Origin of the sequence: Halopseudomonas aestusnigri, assembly GCF_002197985.1 — a bacterium.
GTDB lineage: Bacteria > Pseudomonadota > Gammaproteobacteria > Pseudomonadales > Pseudomonadaceae > Halopseudomonas > Halopseudomonas aestusnigri.
In genome coordinates this window covers 47,172-67,041 of sequence record NZ_NBYK01000009.1, presented here as the reverse complement: position 1 = coordinate 67,041, position 19,870 = coordinate 47,172, and the positions used below count along the sequence as shown (strand labels likewise).

The 19,870-nt window shown below is 57.6% G+C and carries 16 protein-coding genes, 1 other RNA gene and 1 pseudogene; 8 read left to right on the top strand and 10 right to left on the bottom strand.

The window, feature by feature from the left end:
• Positions 1-2: 2 nt before the first annotated feature.
• Positions 3-1,139, bottom strand: a complete 1,137-nt coding sequence (gene carA, locus B7O88_RS12800; protein WP_088276372.1) for a glutamine-hydrolyzing carbamoyl-phosphate synthase small subunit — start codon at positions 1,137-1,139, stop codon at positions 3-5.
• Positions 1,140-1,499: 360 nt separating this feature from the next.
• Here carA and B7O88_RS12795 point away from each other — a divergent pair, with 360 nt between their 5' ends.
• Complete coding sequence (locus B7O88_RS12795; RefSeq protein WP_088276371.1) at positions 1,500-2,276, top strand: hypothetical protein; 777 nt, start codon at positions 1,500-1,502, stop codon at positions 2,274-2,276.
• A gap of 61 nt (positions 2,277-2,337) precedes the next feature.
• On the opposite strand, the gene dapB is transcribed toward B7O88_RS12795, so the two are convergent.
• From dapB to grpE, 4 genes are all read right to left on the bottom strand, one after another.
• A complete protein-coding gene (gene dapB, locus B7O88_RS12790; RefSeq protein ID WP_088276370.1) occupies positions 2,338-3,144 on the bottom strand; it encodes a 4-hydroxy-tetrahydrodipicolinate reductase in 807 nt (268 codons plus the stop codon).
• A gap of 14 nt (positions 3,145-3,158) precedes the next feature.
• Positions 3,159-4,298, bottom strand: coding sequence for a molecular chaperone DnaJ (gene dnaJ / locus B7O88_RS12785; protein ID WP_088276369.1), 1,140 nt, complete (start codon positions 4,296-4,298; stop codon positions 3,159-3,161).
• Between the two features lie 134 nt (positions 4,299-4,432).
• Complete coding sequence (gene dnaK, locus B7O88_RS12780) at positions 4,433-6,355, bottom strand: molecular chaperone DnaK (protein ID WP_088276368.1); 1,923 nt, start codon at positions 6,353-6,355, stop codon at positions 4,433-4,435.
• 89 nt (positions 6,356-6,444) lie between these two features.
• Entirely contained in the window at positions 6,445-7,020 is a 576-nt protein-coding gene (gene grpE, locus B7O88_RS12775; protein WP_088276367.1) for a nucleotide exchange factor GrpE, read from the bottom strand.
• Between the two features lie 226 nt (positions 7,021-7,246).
• Between grpE and recN the strand changes: the two genes are divergently transcribed.
• On the top strand, positions 7,247-8,920 hold the full coding sequence (gene recN, locus B7O88_RS12770) for a DNA repair protein RecN (protein ID WP_088276366.1): 1,674 nt from the start codon (positions 7,247-7,249) through the stop codon (positions 8,918-8,920).
• 69 nt (positions 8,921-8,989) lie between these two features.
• On the opposite strand, the gene fur is transcribed toward recN, so the two are convergent.
• A complete protein-coding gene (gene fur, locus B7O88_RS12765) occupies positions 8,990-9,400 on the bottom strand; it encodes a ferric iron uptake transcriptional regulator (protein WP_088276365.1) in 411 nt (136 codons plus the stop codon).
• A gap of 124 nt (positions 9,401-9,524) precedes the next feature.
• Between fur and B7O88_RS12760 the strand changes: the two are divergent.
• Positions 9,525-9,884: pseudogene (locus B7O88_RS12760) on the top strand (outer membrane protein assembly factor BamE); the annotation flags it as partial.
• An 87-nt stretch (positions 9,885-9,971) separates the two neighbouring features.
• On the opposite strand, the gene B7O88_RS12755 reads toward B7O88_RS12760, so the two are convergent.
• From B7O88_RS12755 to B7O88_RS12745, 3 genes are read right to left on the bottom strand one after another with little or no spacing between them, the layout of a single operon-like run.
• Positions 9,972-10,283, bottom strand: a complete 312-nt coding sequence (locus B7O88_RS12755; RefSeq protein ID WP_088276362.1) for an RnfH family protein — start codon at positions 10,281-10,283, stop codon at positions 9,972-9,974.
• Positions 10,276-10,710, bottom strand: coding sequence for a type II toxin-antitoxin system RatA family toxin (locus tag B7O88_RS12750; RefSeq protein WP_088276361.1), 435 nt, complete (start codon positions 10,708-10,710; stop codon positions 10,276-10,278). The genes B7O88_RS12755 and B7O88_RS12750 overlap by 8 nt, the downstream gene beginning before the upstream one ends.
• Before the next feature lie 7 nt (positions 10,711-10,717).
• Positions 10,718-12,121, bottom strand: a complete 1,404-nt coding sequence (locus B7O88_RS12745) for a sodium-dependent transporter (RefSeq protein ID WP_088276360.1) — start codon at positions 12,119-12,121, stop codon at positions 10,718-10,720.
• 147 nt (positions 12,122-12,268) lie between these two features.
• On the opposite strand from B7O88_RS12745, the gene smpB reads away from it, so the two are divergent.
• From smpB to B7O88_RS12720, 5 genes are all read left to right on the top strand, one after another.
• Positions 12,269-12,751 (top strand): SsrA-binding protein SmpB, encoded by a 483-nt coding sequence (smpB, locus tag B7O88_RS12740; protein WP_088276359.1) that lies wholly within the window; start codon positions 12,269-12,271, stop codon positions 12,749-12,751.
• A 296-nt stretch (positions 12,752-13,047) separates the two neighbouring features.
• Positions 13,048-13,403, top strand: a transfer-messenger RNA (tmRNA) gene (ssrA, locus tag B7O88_RS12735).
• A 97-nt stretch (positions 13,404-13,500) separates the two neighbouring features.
• Positions 13,501-15,834: a site-specific integrase gene (locus B7O88_RS12730; protein WP_088276358.1), complete on the top strand. Its 2,334-nt coding sequence runs from the start codon at positions 13,501-13,503 to the stop codon at positions 15,832-15,834.
• A 323-nt stretch (positions 15,835-16,157) separates the two neighbouring features.
• Complete coding sequence (locus B7O88_RS12725; protein ID WP_235005787.1) at positions 16,158-17,417, top strand: tyrosine-type recombinase/integrase; 1,260 nt, start codon at positions 16,158-16,160, stop codon at positions 17,415-17,417.
• A gap of 255 nt (positions 17,418-17,672) precedes the next feature.
• Positions 17,673-18,647 carry a site-specific integrase gene (locus B7O88_RS12720; protein ID WP_140418582.1) on the top strand — a complete coding sequence of 325 codons (975 nt, stop codon included), beginning with the start codon at positions 17,673-17,675 and terminating at the stop codon, positions 18,645-18,647.
• 567 nt (positions 18,648-19,214) lie between these two features.
• Here B7O88_RS12720 and B7O88_RS12715 read toward each other — a convergent pair.
• Positions 19,215-19,772 (bottom strand): 3'-5' exonuclease, encoded by a 558-nt coding sequence (locus B7O88_RS12715; protein ID WP_088276355.1) that lies wholly within the window; start codon positions 19,770-19,772, stop codon positions 19,215-19,217.
• Between the last annotated feature and the right edge of the window lie 98 nt (positions 19,773-19,870).

Genomic DNA, 19,870 nt, shown 5'->3' with positions numbered 1-19,870 from the left:
GTTCAGGCGCGCTTTTTCATGGCGTCGATGAAACGGTCGAACAGCGGTGCCACATCGTGCGGACCCGGGCTCGCCTCGGGGTGGCCCTGGAAGCTGAAGGCCGCCTTGTCGGTGCGCTCGATACCTTGCAGGGTGCCGTCAAACAGCGACTTGTGGGTCGGCCGCAGGTTGGCCGGCAGGCTGGTCTCGTCAACCGCAAAGCCGTGGTTCTGACTGGTGATCATCACCACACCGGTATCCAGATCCTGAACAGGATGGTTGGCGCCATGGTGACCATGACCCATCTTGACGGTTTTGGCACCGGAGGCCAGTGCCAGCAGTTGGTGACCGAGACAGATACCAAATACCGGGATGTCCGTTTCCAGAATTTCCTTGATCGCAGCAATGGCGTAGTCACATGGCTCCGGGTCGCCCGGGCCGTTGGACAGGAACACGCCATCCGGGTTCAGGGCCAGCACGTCGGCGGCCGGCGTTTGCGCGGGCACCACAGTCAGACGGCAACCGCGCGCAACCAGCATGCGCAGAATGTTGAATTTCACGCCGTAATCGAAGGCAACAACGTGGTAGGGCAACTCGGCATCGGACAGCTCGGGATGACTATCGCTCTCCAGATTCCAGACACTGGAGCGCCACTGATAGCTTTCCTTGACCGACACTTCCTTGGCCAGATCCATGCCCTTGAGGCCAGGGAAGCTGCGCGCCAGTTCAAGCGCCTTTTCCTCGGAGATATCGTCTCCGGCCAGCAGGCAGCCATTCTGCGAGCCCTTCTCGCGCAGAATCCGGGTCAGACGACGGGTGTCGATACCGGCGATGGCAACAATGTTGTTTTCACGCAGATACTCGTCAAGAGACTGCTTGCAGCGCCAGTTGCTGGCCAGCAGCGGCAGGTCACGAATCACCAGACCGGCAGCCTGAACTGCGTCGGACTCGACATCCTCAGGAGTCACGCCGGTGTTGCCGATGTGCGGGTAGGTCAGGGTCACGATTTGACGCGCATAGGAGGGATCGGTAAGGATCTCCTGATAACCGGTCATGGCCGTATTGAACACGACCTCACCAACACTGGAACCGTCGGCGCCGATGGACTCACCGCGGAAAATACTGCCGTCGGCGAGTGCGAGAATGGCTGGCTTGGACAAGAAAACCTCCGAAAGAACTGACACATTTCACCAAACGCGGGCTGCACAAAAGCGGGAATGTGGTGCTGAACACAACATCCCGCTTGCAAAGGCATTGTCAGATACGCGCTGAATAGACAGATTAGCGCAATAGTTTAAACACATGAGGCCAAAATATCCACACCGCAACGCCCAGCTCTTCCCGCAGGCAGTCGCGATCACGGCCCAGCAATCGCTTCAATCTCGCACAACTCTGTGTTACAACAGCCGGTGTATGAAAATGGGCAGGAGCCCACGCCAGACGGCGCAGACCGTCAAAACCGGACGCCTCCCTGGCGCCGGATAACACAAGAAAAACCAAAGGACTCGGGGACCCTCACCATGCCAACGCTCTTGAAACGCCTGCTGGTGCTGCCACTGCTGCTTATCGCCTCACTCGCCTACGCCGACCCGCAACGCCTGCAACAGCTGCATGAGTTCCGCAGCGAAGCCTTCAAGGCCGGCACCTACCTGCTGATCGACAACAACCTCTACGAGCGCGTTCGTGAGCCAGGCAACCGCGAAATCTACAACTCCGCGCTGCAGCAAATGGACTCGCTGCTGCGCCAAATGAATAACCCCGGCAACCTTCGCCCGCTCTACAGCGAGCTGTTGACCCTGATCCGGGAACTGGAAGCGTTGCCCGAGGACCAGGCGCACTACAGCCTGGCCACCGTCAACCGCATCATGATGGCACACGGCAACCTCGAAAATGCCGCCGCAGAGCTTTATGAAGCGGAAGTCGCAGGCAGCCCGGACAATCTGGTTGCCTTGCAACGCCAGAGCATCGAGACCAGCCGCATTCTGCTGCTGTATGAAAACAACATGTTCAGTTCGGTTGGCGTGTACTTCCTGCCCAGCCGCGAGGGCCTGTTTGTCGAGCTGGACAACCGCATCAACGAGGGCTCAAGTCAGCTCAAGCAACTGATGCCCGAGCACAAGGACACCTTTGACCGCCTGGATAAGCAGTACAGCTTCATCCAGCCGCGTCTGATCAACCATCACGCCGACTGGGTACCCACCATCGCCGCATTCTACCTGACCAAGAACACCCAGACACTCGATGAACTGGCTCGTGAACAGGCCAACCTGGCCGAGGCCAGCGTGAGCACCAACTAAGGTGGCAGGAACAAAAAAGGGGTGGCCAGCAGGCCACCCCTTTTTTTCGTCAACCAAAGGCCTAGCCCTTTAAGCCGAGCACGTCCTGCATATCAAACAGACCCGCACCTCGCCCCTCAAGCCACATCGCTGAACGTACCGCACCCTTTGCGAAGGTCATCCGACTGGAGGCCTTGTGGGTGATTTCCACTCGCTCACCCTCGGTCGCAAACAGCACGGTGTGATCTCCGACCACGTCACCGGCGCGAACCGTCGCAAAACCGATGGTCTTGGGGTCACGCGCACCGGTCTGCCCTTCACGCCCATAAACAGCCACGTCAGCCAGATTGCGACCAAGCGCATCGGCAACGACCTCCCCCATGCGCAGGGCCGTTCCGGATGGAGCGTCGACCTTGTGACGGTGGTGCGCCTCGATAACCTCGATATCAGCCTCATCCCCCATAACCCGCGCAGCCATGTCCAGCAGCTTGAGACAGAGGTTCACGCCAACACTGAAGTTGGGCGCAAAGACGATAGGGATCTGCTTGCCGGCCTCAGCGAGCAACGCCTTTTCAGCTTCGGAGAAACCCGTAGTACCGATCACCATCGCCTTGCCGGCATCACGGCAAATCTGCAGATTCACCAGCGTCGTGGTCGGATGAGTGAAGTCGATCAGCACGTCAAAGTCGTCGACCACTTGCTTGAGGTCACCACTGATCGCAACGCCCAGGCGACCGAAACCGGCCAACTCACCCGCATCAGCGCCCACCAGCGAACTGTCAGGGCGCTCAATCGCCGCCGTCAGCGCAGCACCTTCCGTCTGACCGATTGCCTCGATCAGCGTCTTCCCCATGCGCCCGGCAGCGCCAATTACCGCAATCCGTCTCATCTTGCGCACCTGCCTCAGAATTTCATGTCTTCGAAGAAGTTCTTCACACCATCAAACCAGCTCTTGGCACGAGGCGACTGACTCGAGCCTTCGGCCTCAAGTGTTTGACGCAGCTCTTCGAGCAATTCGCGCTGACGCTTGGTCAGGTTGACCGGCGTTTCGACAACCACCCGGCAGAGCAGATCACCGGCCGAACCACCACGCACTGGCGTCACACCCTTGCCGCGCAGGCGGAACAGCTTACCGGTTTGCGCGCCCTCGGGAATCTTCAGCTTGACCCGACCGTCCAGGGTCGGCACCTCAAGCTCTCCGCCCAGCGCCGCATCGACGAAGCTGATCGGCACCTCACAGTACAGATTCTTGCCGTCACGCTGGAAGATCTTGTGCTCGCGCACCGAAACAACCACATACAGATCACCGGCAGGGCCGCCATTAACACCGGCCTCACCTTCACCTGCCAGGCGGATACGGTCACCGGTATCAACACCGGCCGGAACCTTGACCGACAAGTTCTTCTGCTTCTCTACACGACCATTGCCGTGGCAGTCCTTGCACGGATCGGTAATCATCTTGCCGGTACCATGACAGCGCGGGCAGGTCTGCTGCACCGAGAAGAAGCCCTGCTGCATGCGTACCTGACCATGACCACCGCAGGTGGTACAGGTTGTCGGCGTGGTGCCCTTCTTCGCACCGCTGCCATCACAGGTTTCGCAGGCAACCAGGGTCGGCACACGAATGGTGACCGTGGTACCGCGCACCGCCTCTTCCAGATCCAGCTCCAGGGTGTAACGCAGGTCACTGCCGCGCTGCACGCTGGAACGTCCACGACCGCCGCCGCCACCGAAAATGTCACCAAATACATCGCCGAAGATATCGGAGAAGTTGGCGCCGCCGCCGCCAAAACCACCGGCACCGCCACCCATGCTCGGATCCACGCCGGCGTGACCATACTGATCGTAGGCGGCGCGCTTGTTGGCGTCGGTCAGCACTTCGTAGGCTTCGGTCGCTTCCTTGAACTTCTCTTCGGCATTCTCGTCATCCGGGTTACGGTCCGGATGGTATTTCATCGCCAGACGGCGATAGGCCTTTTTCAGCTCGGCCTCGCTGGCGCCCTTTTCGACCCCCAGCACTTCGTAATAATCACGCTTGGACATGTGTTCGACTTCCCTTACAGAGACACCCGGCACAAACGGCAACGCGGGAGAAGCTCCCGCGTTGCCAGGCAGAGTTGGAGGGCAACACACCGGACATGCCGTCGGTGCACCACCCTACCCGGTTCATCAAGGACCTACTTGTTGTCCTTGACCTCTTCGAACTCGGCGTCGACCACGTCGTCCGCATCGTTACCGGACTCCGCGCCCGCTGCCGGGCCTTCACCCTTGCCAGCCTGAGCCTGTTCGGCATACATCTTCTGGACCAGCGGGCCAGATGCCTCGGACAGGGCGTTGATCTTGGCCTCGATCTCTTCCTTGTCGCCGGTCTTGATCGCCGCTTCCAGATCGCTCAGCGCCGTTTCGATGGCAGCCTTCTCTTCATCAGTCGCCTTGTCGCCCGCCTCGGTCAGGGTCTTGCGAGTCGCGTGAACCAGCTGATCGGCCTGGTTGCGCACGGTTACCAGCTCTTCGAACTTGCGGTCTTCCTCAGCGTTGGCCTCGGCATCACGCACCATCTTCTCGATTTCGTCATCCGACAGACCAGAGGACGCCTTGATCACGATGGACTGCTCTTTGCCGGTTGCCTTGTCTTTGGCAGACACGTTGAGGATACCGTTGGCATCGATGTCGAAGCTGACCTCAATCTGCGGCACGCCACGCTGCGCCGGCGGGATGTCGGCCAGATCGAAACGGCCCAGCGACTTGTTCTGGCTCGCCTGCTTGCGCTCACCCTGCAGCACGTGAATGGTCACCGCAGTCTGGTTGTCGTCCGCAGTCGAGAACACCTGCGACTTTTTGGTCGGGATGGTGGTGTTCTTCTCGATCAGCGTAGTCATCACGCCACCCATGGTTTCGATACCCAGCGACAGCGGAGTAACATCCAGCAGCAGCACGTCTTTCACGTCGCCGGCCAGTACCGCACCCTGAATCGAGGCACCGATGGCAACCGCTTCGTCCGGGTTAACGTCCTTGCGCGGCTCCTTATTGAAGAACTCGGCAACGGTCTTCTGCACCAGCGGCATGCGAGTCTGACCACCAACCAGAATAACGTCGTTGATGTCAGACACATCCAGACCGGCATCCTGCATCGCGATGCGGCAGGGCTCGATGCTGCGCTTGATCAGATCTTCAACCAGCGACTCCAGCTTGGCACGCGTCACCTTGACGTTCAGGTGCTTCGGACCGGACGCATCTGCAGTGATGTACGGCAGGTTGACGTCGGTCTGCTGGCTGGAAGACAGCTCGATCTTGGCCTTTTCAGCCGCTTCTTTCAGACGCTGCAGCGCCAGCGGATCATTGTGCAGATCAACGCCGTTCTCTTTCTTGAACTCGTCTGCCAGGTAGTCGATCAGACGCATGTCGAAATCTTCACCACCCAGGAAGGTGTCACCATTGGTGGCCAGCACTTCGAACTGATGCTCACCGTCCACTTCGGCAATTTCGATCACGGAGACGTCGAAGGTACCACCACCCAGATCGTATACAACGATGGTGGAGTCGCCACGCGCCTTGTCCATGCCATACGCCAGTGCGGCTGCGGTCGGCTCGTTGATGATGCGCTTGACTTCCAGACCGGCGATACGACCAGCGTCCTTGGTAGCCTGACGCTGGCTGTCGTTGAAGTAGGCCGGAACGGTGATAACCGCTTCGGTAACCGGCTCACCAAGGTAATCCTCGGCGGTCTTCTTCATTTTCTTCAGTACTTCAGCAGACACCTGCGGCGGAGCCATTTTCTCGTCATTTACCTGAACCCAGGCGTCGCCATTGTCCGCCTTGACGATCTTGTACGGCACCAGCTTGATGTCTTTCTGAACGACGTCTTCTTCAAAACGACGACCGATCAGACGCTTAACTGCATACAGGGTGTTCTGCGGGTTGGTAACCGCCTGACGCTTGGCCGACTGGCCAACCAGGGTTTCACCATCGTTGGTGTAGGCGACGATCGACGGAGTGGTACGACCACCCTCAGCGTTCTCGATCACCTTGGCAGAACCGTTTTCCAGAATAGAGACACAGGAGTTGGTGGTCCCCAGGTCGATACCGATAATCTTGCCCATAAGTTTCTCTCCGAATCTGACTGCCGCGTCTTGGTCAGCGGCGCTGTTCAACTATGCTTGAGCCCTTGATGGGGGCTGCCAAATCAATTTCAAGCCTGCTCGTCAATCGAGGGCGCGGCACCCGCAGCCGGAGCCTTGCTGACGACGACCATGGCCGGGCGCAGCAGACGACCGCTGAGGGTGTAGCCCTTCTGGAACACCTTGAGTACGGTGTTCGGCTCAACCGCGGTGCTTTCTTCCATCGCCATGGCCTGATGCAGTTCAGGGTTGAAGGGCTCGCCCTCAGGCTGAACCGGGACTACCTGGAACCGCGCCAGGGTGTCGGCAAACATCTTCAGGGTCAGCTCAATACCCTCGCGCATCGGCTTGATCGCCAGATCATCAGCATTGGACAACTCCAGGCCGCGCTCAAGACTATCGATGATCGGCAGCAGATCATTGGCAAAACGCTCCAGCGCGAACTTGTGCGCCTTCTCCACATCCTGCTCGGCACGGCGACGCGCATTCTGCACATCAGCCGCCGCCCGCAGAGCCTGATCCTGAGCGGTAGCCAGCTGTTCTTCCAGACTCGCTACGCGCGCGGCAAGATCGCCTTCGGGCGTCGCAACGGTCTGATCGACCACGTCGTCCTGATCCTGCAGATCCGGTCTCTGTTCCTCTGCCATGTCTTTCTCCTGTCATAGGGTGGGCGTGTCTTTGCGCGCAATCGCCGCACACGCAGTCAATGATGAACGACCGGCCTCGCCGATCGCGTCTGGCAACCTATATGGGGACAGTCCACACAGCTTCAAGGGTCAATATCAATCAGTGTGCTCATGCTATTGCGGGGACTTGTCGCCACAAAGCAAACTACTGTATAAACAACCAGAACAATTTTCTCGGGAGCGCGTCATGCTGATCCACCTCGCGGTCAACAACTACGCCATCGTCGACACCCTGGAACTCGAGCTGGGCGGCGGCATGAGCGTGATTACCGGCGAAACCGGTGCAGGCAAATCCATCATGCTCGATGCACTGGCCCTCACCCTGGGCGATCGCGCCGACAGCGGCGCAGTGCGCCCCGGCGCCGACAAGGCCGACATCCTCGCCACCTTCGACATTCGCGACATTCCCGAAGCCCGCCAGTGGCTCGAAGAGCGTGACCTGACGCAGGACGACGACCAGGTTATCCTCCGGCGCGTGATCACCGCCGAAGGCCGCTCACGAGGCTACATCAATGGCGCACCCTGCCCCCAGCAGGACCTGCGTGCGCTCGGCGAAATGCTGATCGACATTCACAGCCAGCATGAGCACCAGTCGCTGCTGAAAACCGACACCCACCGCCGCCTGCTGGACGAGTACGCCGGCGCCGGCGAACTCGCGAGACAGGTTCAACTGGCGGCTCAGCGCTGCCGCCAGACCGAAAAGGCGCTACGCCAGGCCAGCCAGCAAAGCGAAGAACAGGCCGCTCGCCAGCAGCTGCTGACCTACCAACTGGACGAACTGGACAATCTGAGCCTGCAGGACGGCGAACTGGACGAACTGGAGAATGAGCAGCGTCAGCTCGCCAGCGCAGACCAGATCCTGCATTCCTGCCAGCAAGTTATCAACATCTGCAGCGAAAATGACGCAGGCAGCGTGCTGGAAGCCCTGACCGCCAGCCTGAGTCGGCTGGACGCCTTTAAAAGCCACAGCCCGCAACTGGGTGAAGCCAGCGACATGCTCGCCAGCGCACAGATTCAGATCGAGGAAGCAGTCGGCGAACTGACGCGTTACCTCGACCACTTCGAGGCCGACCCGCAACGCCAGCAATATGTCGAAGAACGCCTCAGCGCCATTTATGACCTGGCACGCAAGCACCGTATTCAGCCGCAGGAGCTGCCCGCGCTGCAGCAGCAGCTGATCGACGAACTGGAAGGCCAGCAGCAACAAGCTGCCGACGCAGAGCGCCTGCAGGAAGAACTGGTTGCCTATCAGGCCCACTATCGCCAACTTAGCGAAAAACTGTCAGCACAGCGCAGCAAGGGAGCAGCCAAACTCGCCAAGGCAGTCACCCATGAAATTCAGCGCCTGGGCATGCCCGGCGGCCGAATCGAGCTGCAACTGACACCGCTGGACGCCGACAGCTACCCGGTAACCGGGCTGGAAGCCGTCGAGTTCCTGGTCAGTGCCAACCCCGGCCAGCCCGCCAAACCGCTGGCCAAGGTCGCATCCGGCGGCGAACTGTCACGCATCAGCCTCGGCATTCAGGTCATCACCGCACAGACGTCACGCGTCCCCACGCTGGTGTTTGACGAAGTCGATGTGGGTATCGGTGGCCCGACCGCCGAGATCGTTGGCCAGCTGCTTCGCCAACTTGGCGCGCGCGGCCAGGTACTGACAGTCACCCACCTGCCGCAAGTCGCCGCTCAGGGGCATCAGCACCTGTTTGTACGCAAACAGCAGACCCGCAACAGCACACGCACCTGCATTGACCAGCTGGACGATAACGCCCGCGTACAGGAAGTCGCCCGCATGCTTGGCGGCGTCGACCTGACCGACGAATCACTGGCCCACGCCCGCAAGCTGCTCAGCGTTGCGCACTGAGCAGACATAAAAAAACCGGGCCAGGCCCGGTTTTTTGCACCAAAAAATCAGTGCTTGTCCAATCTGTCGTTACTTGCCGCCAGCCTTGCGCACATACAGCACCAGATTGTGGTCAACCAGCTCGAAGCCATGCTCCTTGACGATTTCGCGCTGACGGCGCTCGATTTCAGGATCGAAGAACTCGACCACTTCACCAGAGTCAACACAGACCATGTGGTCGTGGTGCTCGCCGTCGGCCAGCTCAAACACGGCGTGACCGCCGTCGAAGTTGTGGCGCACGACCAGTCCGGCCGCTTCAAATTGCGTCAACACGCGATAGACGGTGGCCAGGCCAACGTCCTCGCCCGCCTCCATCAAAGCCTTGTAGACGTCCTCGGCACTCATGTGGCGCTCGTTCGAACCATCGAGCATTTGCAGGATCTTAACCCGAGGTAACGTGACCTTCAGGCCGGCTTTGCGGAGTTCTTGATTTTCAACCATGTCACTATTCTCGTTCAGCGCTTCGCAGGGCGGGATGAGTCGGGTATGATCAGGGCAATACAGCCATTCCAAAGATAGCGGATGTTAGCACGTGACGCGAAAAAGCTTTAATCGAATCCTTTTCATGCTGTTATGCAGTGTCTCTATCGGCCTTCTGAGTGGCTGCGGCGTGGTCCCCGGCATTTACAAGATCGATATCCAGCAAGGCAACGTTGTCACCCAGGAAATGGTTGACCAACTCCGCCCCGGCATGACCACCCGCCAGGTGCGCTTCATTATGGGCACTCCACTGATCCAGGACACCTTCCACCCCACCCGCTGGGATTACCTGTACAGCATGGAATCGGGGCACAGCACGCGCGTGCAGGAACGCATCAGCCTGAACTTTGAAGACAATCGCCTGGTCGGCCTCTCCGGCGACTTCATGCCGGGTCAGAGCCAGGATGAGGAAATCATGAGCTCCGACACCGTCGAAACCTATCCCGTCGACCTGGGCGCCCCACTCGGCACGGGCGAATAGCCAACGCACTCAAGGGGAAGCGGCCGACGCCTCCCCTTCCTGCCCCCGCAACTAGTCTTCCGTCTTGGCCGCCTTGGCCTTGGCAGCGCGCTGCTTGCGCACTTCCTTCGGGTCCGCAATCAGCGGACGATAGATTTCCACCCGCTCGCCTGACTGCAGCACCCGCTCTGCAGGCTTGGGAACGGCCTTGCCGAAAATACCCAGCGGGGCACTTTCCAGATCCAGCTCGGGGAAGTGCTGATCCATGCAGGACAGACGCACGGCGTCCAGCATGCTGGTGCCCTCGGGCACATTAAGCGTCACAATCTTCTGCTTGTGGGGCAGCGCATAGGCCACCTCCACCACCATGGTCTTCTCAGCCACCCCAGGTCTCCTTGGCCCGCTGACAGAAGGCGTCCACCATTGCATTGGCTGCCTGATTGAACAACGGCCCCAGCGTCGCCTTGACCAGAGCACCGGCGTACTCGAAATGCAGATCCAGGGTGATCTTGCACGCCGACTCACCAAGCGCCTTGAACTCCCAGGCACCACGAAAATCGCTGAACGGGCCATCAACAAGGCGCAGCGTGATGCGCTCGCCCGGCACCAAAGCATTGCGGGTAGTAAAAGCCTGGCTCATGCCAGCCTTGGCAATGTCCAGACGGGCACACATCTCGGTGTCAGTCTCACTGAGAACGGTCGCACTGGAACACCAGGGCAGAAACTCCGGATAACGTTCAACCCGGTTAACCAGGTTGTACAGATGGCTGGCCGGATACGGCAGCAAAGCCGAGCGCTGAATGTGGGTCATGCAATCTTCACTTGGTCAGTTCGGTGACGAGGATAATCAGAATCCCCGCAGGGGCTACATAGCGTAACAGCGAATAGATGAGCGGGAACAGGCGGCGATACTTCAACGCCAGCTCATCGCGGAATACATCGCGGTCCAGCACCCAGCCTGCGAACAGCACAAACAGAAGACCACCCAGAGGCAGCATGATGCGGCTGGTCAGATAATCAATCGATTCAAAGAACGTCATGCCGCCCTCACTGGTCCAGCGGAACAGGTGCCAACCATCAGCATCGGACACAAAGAACCGCGCATCCGCCAGCACGTTGAACGACAGCACCGTACCCAGGCCAACCACCCAGCAGAGCAGCGCAATCACCGAGGTCACCCATACACGACTGCGACCACTGCGCTCAATCCAGAACGCCACTGCCGGCTCCAGCATGGAAATCGCCGAACTCCAGGCCGCCACAGTTACCAGTACAAAGAACACCACACCAAACAGGTTACCGCCGGCAATATTGCCAAAGGCGATTGGCAGCGTGACAAACATCAGGCCCGGCCCTTCATTGGGCTGCAGCCCGGCGGCAAACACCACCGGAAACAGGGCCATTCCCGCGGTTAGCGCTACGACCGTATCCAGCAGACCAACCGTCAGTACTGTCGACCCAATGGACGCCTTGCGCGGCATATAGGCGCCAAACACCATGATCGAGCCGACACCTACGCTCAGGGTAAAAAATGCGTGCCCCATGGCGGCCAGAATACCGTCAGGCACCTTGGCCAGATCAAACTCGAACAGAAAGCGAACACCCTCCATGAAATGACCGGTGGTAAGGCTGTACCCCAAAAGCGCCACCAGCAGCACAAACAGCATCGGCATCAGAATCCGCAGCGTGCGCTCAAGACCCGCCACCACACCCCGGGCAATCACCCAACCGGTAAGCAGCATAAATAGCGTATGCCACACCGTCAGCCGAACCGGGTCGCTGACAAGGCTGCCGAAACGCTGCCCCGCACCGTCACCATCAATACCGGCAAACTCACCGCGCACCATGCCAACGATATAGTCGAGCGCCCAGCCCGCCACCACGCTGTAAAAGGACAAGATCAGCAGCGCACCGGTCATCCCCATCACCGCAGCCCAGGACCAGGCGGACGAAGCGTTCGAGTATCGGGAAAGCGTCTTCAGCGTATTGACCGGGCTCTGTCTGCCGCGCCGTCCCAGCAGGGTCTCAGCCAGCATCACCGGCAAACCGATCAGACAGATGCAGATCAGATAGACCAGAACAAAGGCGCCACCGCCATATACACCAGTCATGTAAGGGAACTTCCAGATGTTGCCGAGGCCTACGGCAGATCCGGTTGCCGCAAGAATGAAGACCCAGCGGCTTGCCCAGATCCCGTGAATGGAGACAGCGTCTTTGCTCATAAAGAGTCCCGGAGTACCCGAAAAAAGGAACGCATTGTCCAGATTTTAACCAATCACCACAAGGTCAAATCGCCGCAGGCATGAAAGCCCTCCACCCGCAAAATCCGCCGATACAGCATAGGAAACTACAGGTATACTGACGCGCCTATGAGCAAGCAAAAGAAATCCCCGGCCAACAGCGGCACCATTGCGCTGAACAAAAAGGCCAAACACGACTATTTCATCGAGCAGCGCTTCGAAGCCGGCATCGCCCTGACCGGCTGGGAAGTAAAGAGCCTGCGCGAGGGTAAGGTGCAGTTGGTCGACAGCTACATCCTGCTCAAGAACAACGAAGCCTTTCTGCTGGGTGCCCACATCACGCCGCTGAAGACTGCCAGCACGCACGTCATCGCCGACCCGACCCGCACCCGCAAACTGCTGCTGCACGCACGCGAACTCGACAAGCTGGTCAATGGCGTACAGGCCAAGGGCTTCGCCTGCGTCCCGCTCGCGCTGTACTGGAAGGGTCACCTGGTCAAATGCGAAATTGCCCTGGTACGCGGCAAAAAGGACTTCGACAAACGGCAGACCGAGAAAGAGCGCGACTGGGATCGCGAGAAGCAACGCGTCGTACGCGAGAACCATCGCTAATTTTTTTTGCTACCCGCTGAACTTTCCCGCAACCAGCCCGTCATATCCTTTGACAGGCTGGTCCGCTCCACCAGCCGGTTTATGGTTTAAAGCATGTAACGCCTATACCCTGACTCGTCAGGGTATTTTTTTGTCTGCCGTGGCGGCTCGGGGAAAACGGAAAGCATCAGGCCGCTTGACGATCGCGCCCGCACACCGCGCAAACCGGGCAGAACCACCCTGGCCTGCAAACGATAGCTATTACTCAGGGAACCTTTCGCGTACAATCGCGTCTTAGTAACAGACCTGAAAGATTTGGGGCCGATTTGGATTCGACGACGGTTACAAAACTTGAGGGGCATGCCGAGCTGGTAGCAGAACTCGTAAATTCGCTGCTGCAAACTTATAGTTGCCAACGACGACAACTACGCACTAGCCGCTTAAGCCGGCTAGCAGCCTCTAGGGGATGCCTGTAAACCCGAAGATTTGGCTGTCAGATAGAACAGGATCGCCGCCAAGTTTGCTGTAGACGTAACGGCTAAAACTTATACAGCTCGCTCCAAGCACCCTGCCACTCGGGCGGCGCGGAGTTAACTAAGTAGAGATGGCTAAGCATGTAGAACCGATAGCGGCGGACTGGCGGACGGGGGTTCAAATCCCCCCGGCTCCACCAATTTGAAAAGGAACCCGTCTAGAACGCGGGTTTCAGCGAAGGAAGGGTTTGGTAGATCGCACAAAGTCCATCTAGGACTTAAAAAAGGCGCTCCACCATGCCCAACTCAAGCAAGCAGCAACACCTTATCACCTCTTCTAACGGGGTGTTTCAGTACTACCTCACTCTACCGGCACACCTGAGCAGCGACCCTCGCTTGCCCGCTCAGGTTCGCTGGTCTCTCGGTCGCGACGCATCCGTCGCCCGCACCCTCGCACAGCTGCTAGACGCCGAACTCTCGCTCGTCATCAAACCCGGTGCCACACTGGTGACACCCGAACTGGTAAGCGAGCGACTCAAGCAAGCCAAAGCCTGGCTCAAGCGCACCCTCGATAACGCCGCCAATCCTTGGGGCGCTCTACCTAGTCCGGCTGAGCTCGGCAAGCAGGACTTATCTGCCGCCAAACAGCGACTGACCGAAGAAAGCGCAAAATACACTACCCTCTACAGCACCATGCCGGGCGACGAACTGATTCTGTCGATAGCACCCAGCGACGCTCTTCAGTCCGCACTGGATCTGCGCTTCCAACGCCTCGACTGGCCTCTGGGCACATCAGAACACGACAAAGCCCAAGACGCCGCCATCTATGCATTCGCCGCCATCACCCAGCTTGAGCAGCACATTCCAGACAAAACGCTACGACACCCCGCCACCTTCAATGCACTCGCACTGCATGAGTACCTTTGCCACGCCCGACCTGACTGTGGCGCCCACCTTGCCGACATCCCGCCCGACCTACCCGGCTCGCTCGCCGCGTATCGCCTCCACAGCACACTCACTTCACTTAGCTGGCCCAAGCCCCGATATTCAGCATTTACCACCCAACAGCTTGCATCCGGGCTCTACACCCTTGAGCTTGCGTCATGCACCCTGAAGGACAAACACCCGATCTTGGCTAGCAGAGGTTTTTCGCTGACCCTGCCGACCACCTCTGCGATCATGGCCACCCTGCTGAAAGAGCGCCTGACCTCTGCCGTCGAAAGCACACTTCAAGCTCACCTTCGCCGCACATCAACGGAGGCTGCACTAGAGCAAGCAAGGCTGGAAATTGAAGCCCTGACCCGTGGCTTCATGGGCAGCATGCTTGAGCAATCCTCGTTACCCAGCTTACCCAGTGCTCGACCTCTCACCAACACCGAGTCCGCACCTGTGGATCCAGCGAAGCAAGCACTCGCAACCGCACTCGCAGCACTACTTCCAGAAGAAAAGCGCGGCCAGCTCGAAGCATTGGTCAGCAACACTCAAGGCACTGCTATCGACAGCAACGCAGAGCAACTCGACGGCATCACCTTCGGTGAACTGGCAGAGCGTTACCAGCAGGCGCAAGTGGACGAAGGGAGCTGGACACACCTAAAAACAACACCTCAGCGAAAGGCCCGCCTAAAGGTGGTCACCGAGCTCATTGGTGCGCACAGACGCCTGAGAACACTGCGCCGCGCAGACTTTCTGACACTGCGCGATCAACTGCGTTTTCTGCCTGTCAACGCTCATCAGCTTGTCGCCCGGCACCGAATATCAGTCAGGCAACTCGTTACTGAAAAGACAGCGCCAGCCATCCACCCACGAACAGCCAAAGTGTACTTTGAGCTCGCCAAATCACTCATCCGCTACGCGCAAGATCAGGAGTGGATTGAACATGACATCACCGCCAACCTCACCTTCAAAACGCGCAATGCAGCCCCACCAGCGAGGCGCACCTACAGTCACGAGATGCTTCTCAAACTGATCAACGGGCCGGTGTATACAGCGACACGCCAGACCTCTTGGCGAATGGATGAATACAAGTTCTGGCTACCGCTGCTCGGTCTCTACACCGGAGCACGCCTGGGAGAGCTTTGCCAACTGCAGCTGAGCGATGTGCGGTGTAGCAACGGCATCTGGCTTATCAATATCGACAACAGCAACGGCAAGCAAATCAAGAACACCCAATCGATACGTCAGGTTCCACTGCACCACCAGCTCATCAAATTGGGATTTCTGGACTTCATTGACGACCAGAAACACGGCAACACCCGCCCTGACGCACCGCTCTTCAGCTCACACCGGCAGTACACCCAAGTACCGGTAAGCCATGTCGCCAGCAAATGGTTCAGATCCTATGTCAAGCAATGCGACCTCACCCAAGAGAAAGCCACCTTTCACGGCCTCCGACACACCTTCATCCAGCAGTTCCGCATGCAGCGATTAGACATTCTGATCGCCAAGGCGCTGGTAGGCCATGTCGACACCAGCACCACCGGCGGTTACGGCGACATCCATCCTCTGCGCGTACTGAAGGAAGAGATCGATCGGCTCGACTTTGAGCTCAACCTCGATCACATCTCTCATGCTCGCTACCAATCACTGCGAGCCAAGCAAGCCGGACGACAAATCGGCAGACCAGCCAAGTAACCCCAGAACAGCACCCTGCCCACCCAAAATCGGCATCTGGGCAGGGTGCAAATGCAAAATTTTCTCCGCAGAAATTTATTTACACAACAAAACAATAAAGCAGAAATAACAAGAACAAAAATCCTCCACCGCAAAGACAAAAACCCTCGCAAACATTAATAAAAAGCGACCAAATAAAGAATTGACAAGGCGTCAAGAACACACAGCCGAGGAAAGTAAATATGCGAAAAATTGAATCTTGACAAGATATCAATTAATTTTTTCTATTTACTTATAAAACAATATTGCTAACATTTGCGCATACAAAACACATAAGGACGCAGATGACAGCACTAACTCCGACAATAAAACTGATTCCGATTCTTGAGGGATTTCACCTTCAGTACGACAGCAAGTACGAGAAATTTCGCCCGATCTTGCTGAAGCAACTTTTACCAATCACGGAGTTGCTCCTGCAGCTGGATAACTCGCCAAGTATTCACGACTACTTCGACGAGGTATGCCAACGCTTCATCGACGCCAACGGCTATTCAGTAAAAGGCCGAAATATGCTGACCTCGCGCATGGCCAAGCTGAAGAATGTCGTCAGCGACAGCAATCCAAAGCGTGTTATGGCTGACTTGTCCCCACATGACATTCCGCGGATTAAGCGTGAGCTTCCGAAAGCACTGGCGCGGCAGAAGCGTTCAAAAAGTCAGGGTGAAAACATCCAGACCTACTACCAGCTGTTTAACCGCGTCATGGTCGAAGCTCTGAATGACAGCTTCATCAGCACACCGCTAAAGCTGAGCAATCCAGCGACCAAAAAGGCTGACAACACCAGGCCATTCAGCACCGATGAGATCAGCTCTCTACTCCAAGGCTGGCCTTATTCACTTAACGACGAGGAGCAGGCGCGCAAACTCGTCCGAGACGCCCATGCCTATCGATTCTGGCTACTGCCACTTGGCCTGTTTACCGGCGCCCGCCTGAACGAACTGTGCCAACTTCGGGTTCATGACATTCGGCGCGATGGACATGGCATCAACGTCATGAGCGTGAATGACAACGGGTACAACAAGAGCCTGAAGAATGAACAGTCTCGCCGGGAGATTCCTATCTGCTCAGCACTTGTCGATATGGGGTTTATGGCGTTTGTTGAGGAACGCAGAGCTGCGTCAGGCAACGATGCTCAGCTATTTGCGGAGTTAACGTTCACCAGAGAACACCTGTATTCCAGAATGGCAAGTCGCTTCTTCTGCGGCCACGCAACAGGAAAAGGCTACATCGGCTCTCGCTGTGCACGCGCCAGCGACGGTGCACTCAATTTTAAAAGCTGTCGCCGGAGCTTTGCACAGCGACTCCAAGCCTCAGGCGTCTCCGAGAGCACCATCGCGCATTTGCTGGGGCATCGACGCAACACCTGCGAGGTTACACAGAAACACTACCTCGACAAGCCCTACAGCCAGGTGTTGCAGGAGGCCATCGAGCAAGGTCTCAAATATGGCGCCCAGCTGTCACATGTGAAATGGGAAAACTACAAGCTGCTCATGCAAGCCCAGAAAGGGCGACGCCCGCGCGGGCGACGTCCAAAGGCGACCTGACATGCTCACCACATCTCGCTCTACTTCGTCCGCAGGACGGCTATCGATTTTGATGTCAAACCAATCGGGCAGCTCGCTGCCGGAGCACGTACCCGCGGGACGTGCTCATGCGCATGGGTACGTGCGCACACACCATACCCGCGCTTCGGGTATGGGGGCGCAGTGGCGGCATGGGATTGGCGAGGGCATCACGAACAACGGTGAGGTGAGGCCCAGCCAACACCATGCCGACATGGTTTTTCGCTCCGACCAGGAGTGAAAAAACAAGCGCCCCTTCGCGAAGCGGCTGCTTTTGACATCAAAAACAACAACAATAACTATAAGGATGCCAACATGCTGAAAAGCACTGAAGAGCGCTACCGAAAGCTTGCAAGACACTTCTACAAAACGAGACTGCCAGACACACCACTCTCAACAAGCGCGATATGCAAAGCACTGACTGCGTGTGCAGCAGACTACAGACCCGACTACTTCCGAGTATTGAAAAATGCACTGGCGTTCGACGTTCGTGAACGTGGCTACCCAAAAGCAGCCAAGCGAATCCTACTAACAGCCAATCCAACCACCATAGCCGACAGCACCATCCCCCCAAAAGCGAAGCGCCACGCAGTCAAAGCTGTTAGTGAGGATGATGTTATCGCACTTCTGCGTCACCTCGAAAACACGCGGCACTACGACGTTTTTGCTGCCGTCACTCTAGCTTGGCTACTCGGCGTCCGGCCCAGCGAGATGCACTCAATTCGGGTAGTGGGCAAAGAGTTCCATATTACCGGCGCAAAAAAGGACGACCGAGGCATCAGGGGCGCCGACCGAGTCATAAAGTTCCCAAACCAAACGGACTTTGAGGTTGCAGCTGCCGCGGTAGACCTATATCAGAAATCGCATCGCAGCCTTGCAGCCATCAGAGAAACCCTGCGAGAGCAATGCAGGCAGCTATGGCCCAGGCGCAAAGTCCAGCCCACGCTGAAAAGCCTGCGCCACCAGATGGGCTCAAACCTCAAAGCCTCTGGCATCTCCCCCAAGCTCATGGCGTACATCATGGGCCATCAATCTACGCGGTCGATTGAGCGATATGGAGACAGGCGCACCGCTACCAAGCGCAGCTTCTCCTTACCGGAGGCAGCACCCAATGCAGACCTTTCGAAAGTTAGAGTCAGCAGGAAAAGTAAACCAGCGTGGTATTCGGCAGAACCTGCGGCTAAGGGCGCAAGCCCCAAAAAAACGCACTGACAGACTAAGCGTCGCACTGTTTAACAACAATCTGCACGGCGCCAGGGACTCGGCGCCAGCGCACGTTAAGCACTCAAGCAACGTGCCACATGCCTCGCATACAGGCTCCAAAAAGCGGAAAAAAGCAGCGCAAAGCGACGCACAGGCCGGTAAAAATAAAAAAGGCCGCCCCTTTCGAGACAGCCTTTTAGAACTACTTCATTGCCCTTGGATTCGCGGTGGTGCTTTTTAACCTGCCGAAAATATGTGCCCAAGCGCCTACCCGGCCATCATATCCGTCCTGAACTCCAAGGTCTACACCTGAGACCCGCGAAGCCGCAGAGCCTTCGCCCCTCAAAAAGAACCTTCTCTTGACCGCTGTCGGCCAATTGCGGACACTGAAATTTGGGCGGCAGACGAACTCTCGCCAAGCCGGCGACGTGAAATCTGCTTTTGAACGCTATCGCAGCGGCTTAATGCGCTCTTAGAGAGGCCGGCCGGCTGGGCGATCACTGCTTCGGGGCGGTTCACCATGCAATGACGCCCCTCGGCTTTTCTAGCCCCACGTGCTCCTCGCCAAAGGATCCATCAGGGCCTACCAAACACCAGTTTTTCACGAATCAAGTTGAACAACTCCGCCTGGTAAACGGCGTCATCTAGGGCATCATGGTTGCCCGAGCTTTCAGGATTCACTACCTTCTCAATTTCGCTTGAGCGGGTCGATGTCCAAGTGCATTCGGAGGCACCGAAGTACATCGACTTAATGTCGAGCGCTGCGATTCCGAAGGGGTTTTCACCCAAGAACAGATGGAAGTAATAGTTCACGAAGCTCCAGTCGAACGAAGCGTTAAACCCTACGAACACTACCCTTTGATCGGCATCAGCTAGTGACTCTACCCAGGACCTGAATTGCGCCATAGCCTCACCAGGTTCCAAACCCTCTTCGCGAAGTCTCTGAAGTGACAACCCTGTGACCTCAAGGGCAGCCGGCACAAACTCCTGAGATATAGGCTTCAGAAAGCAGGAGAACTGCTCAGCTGGGTTCGACGCCATACACGCGCCGATAGAAAGCATGCTGTACTTGCCTGGGATCGGGCCAGATGCCTCGATGTCGACTGATACGAAAATTTCTTTGTCGGCTTTCATAAATACTCCGTTTTAGCTGATTTCCGCATGGCAACAGCAGTCTTCAGAACCAGTCACCACAACAGCGGGAAAGATCATCATGTACTAGGTAAAGAGGA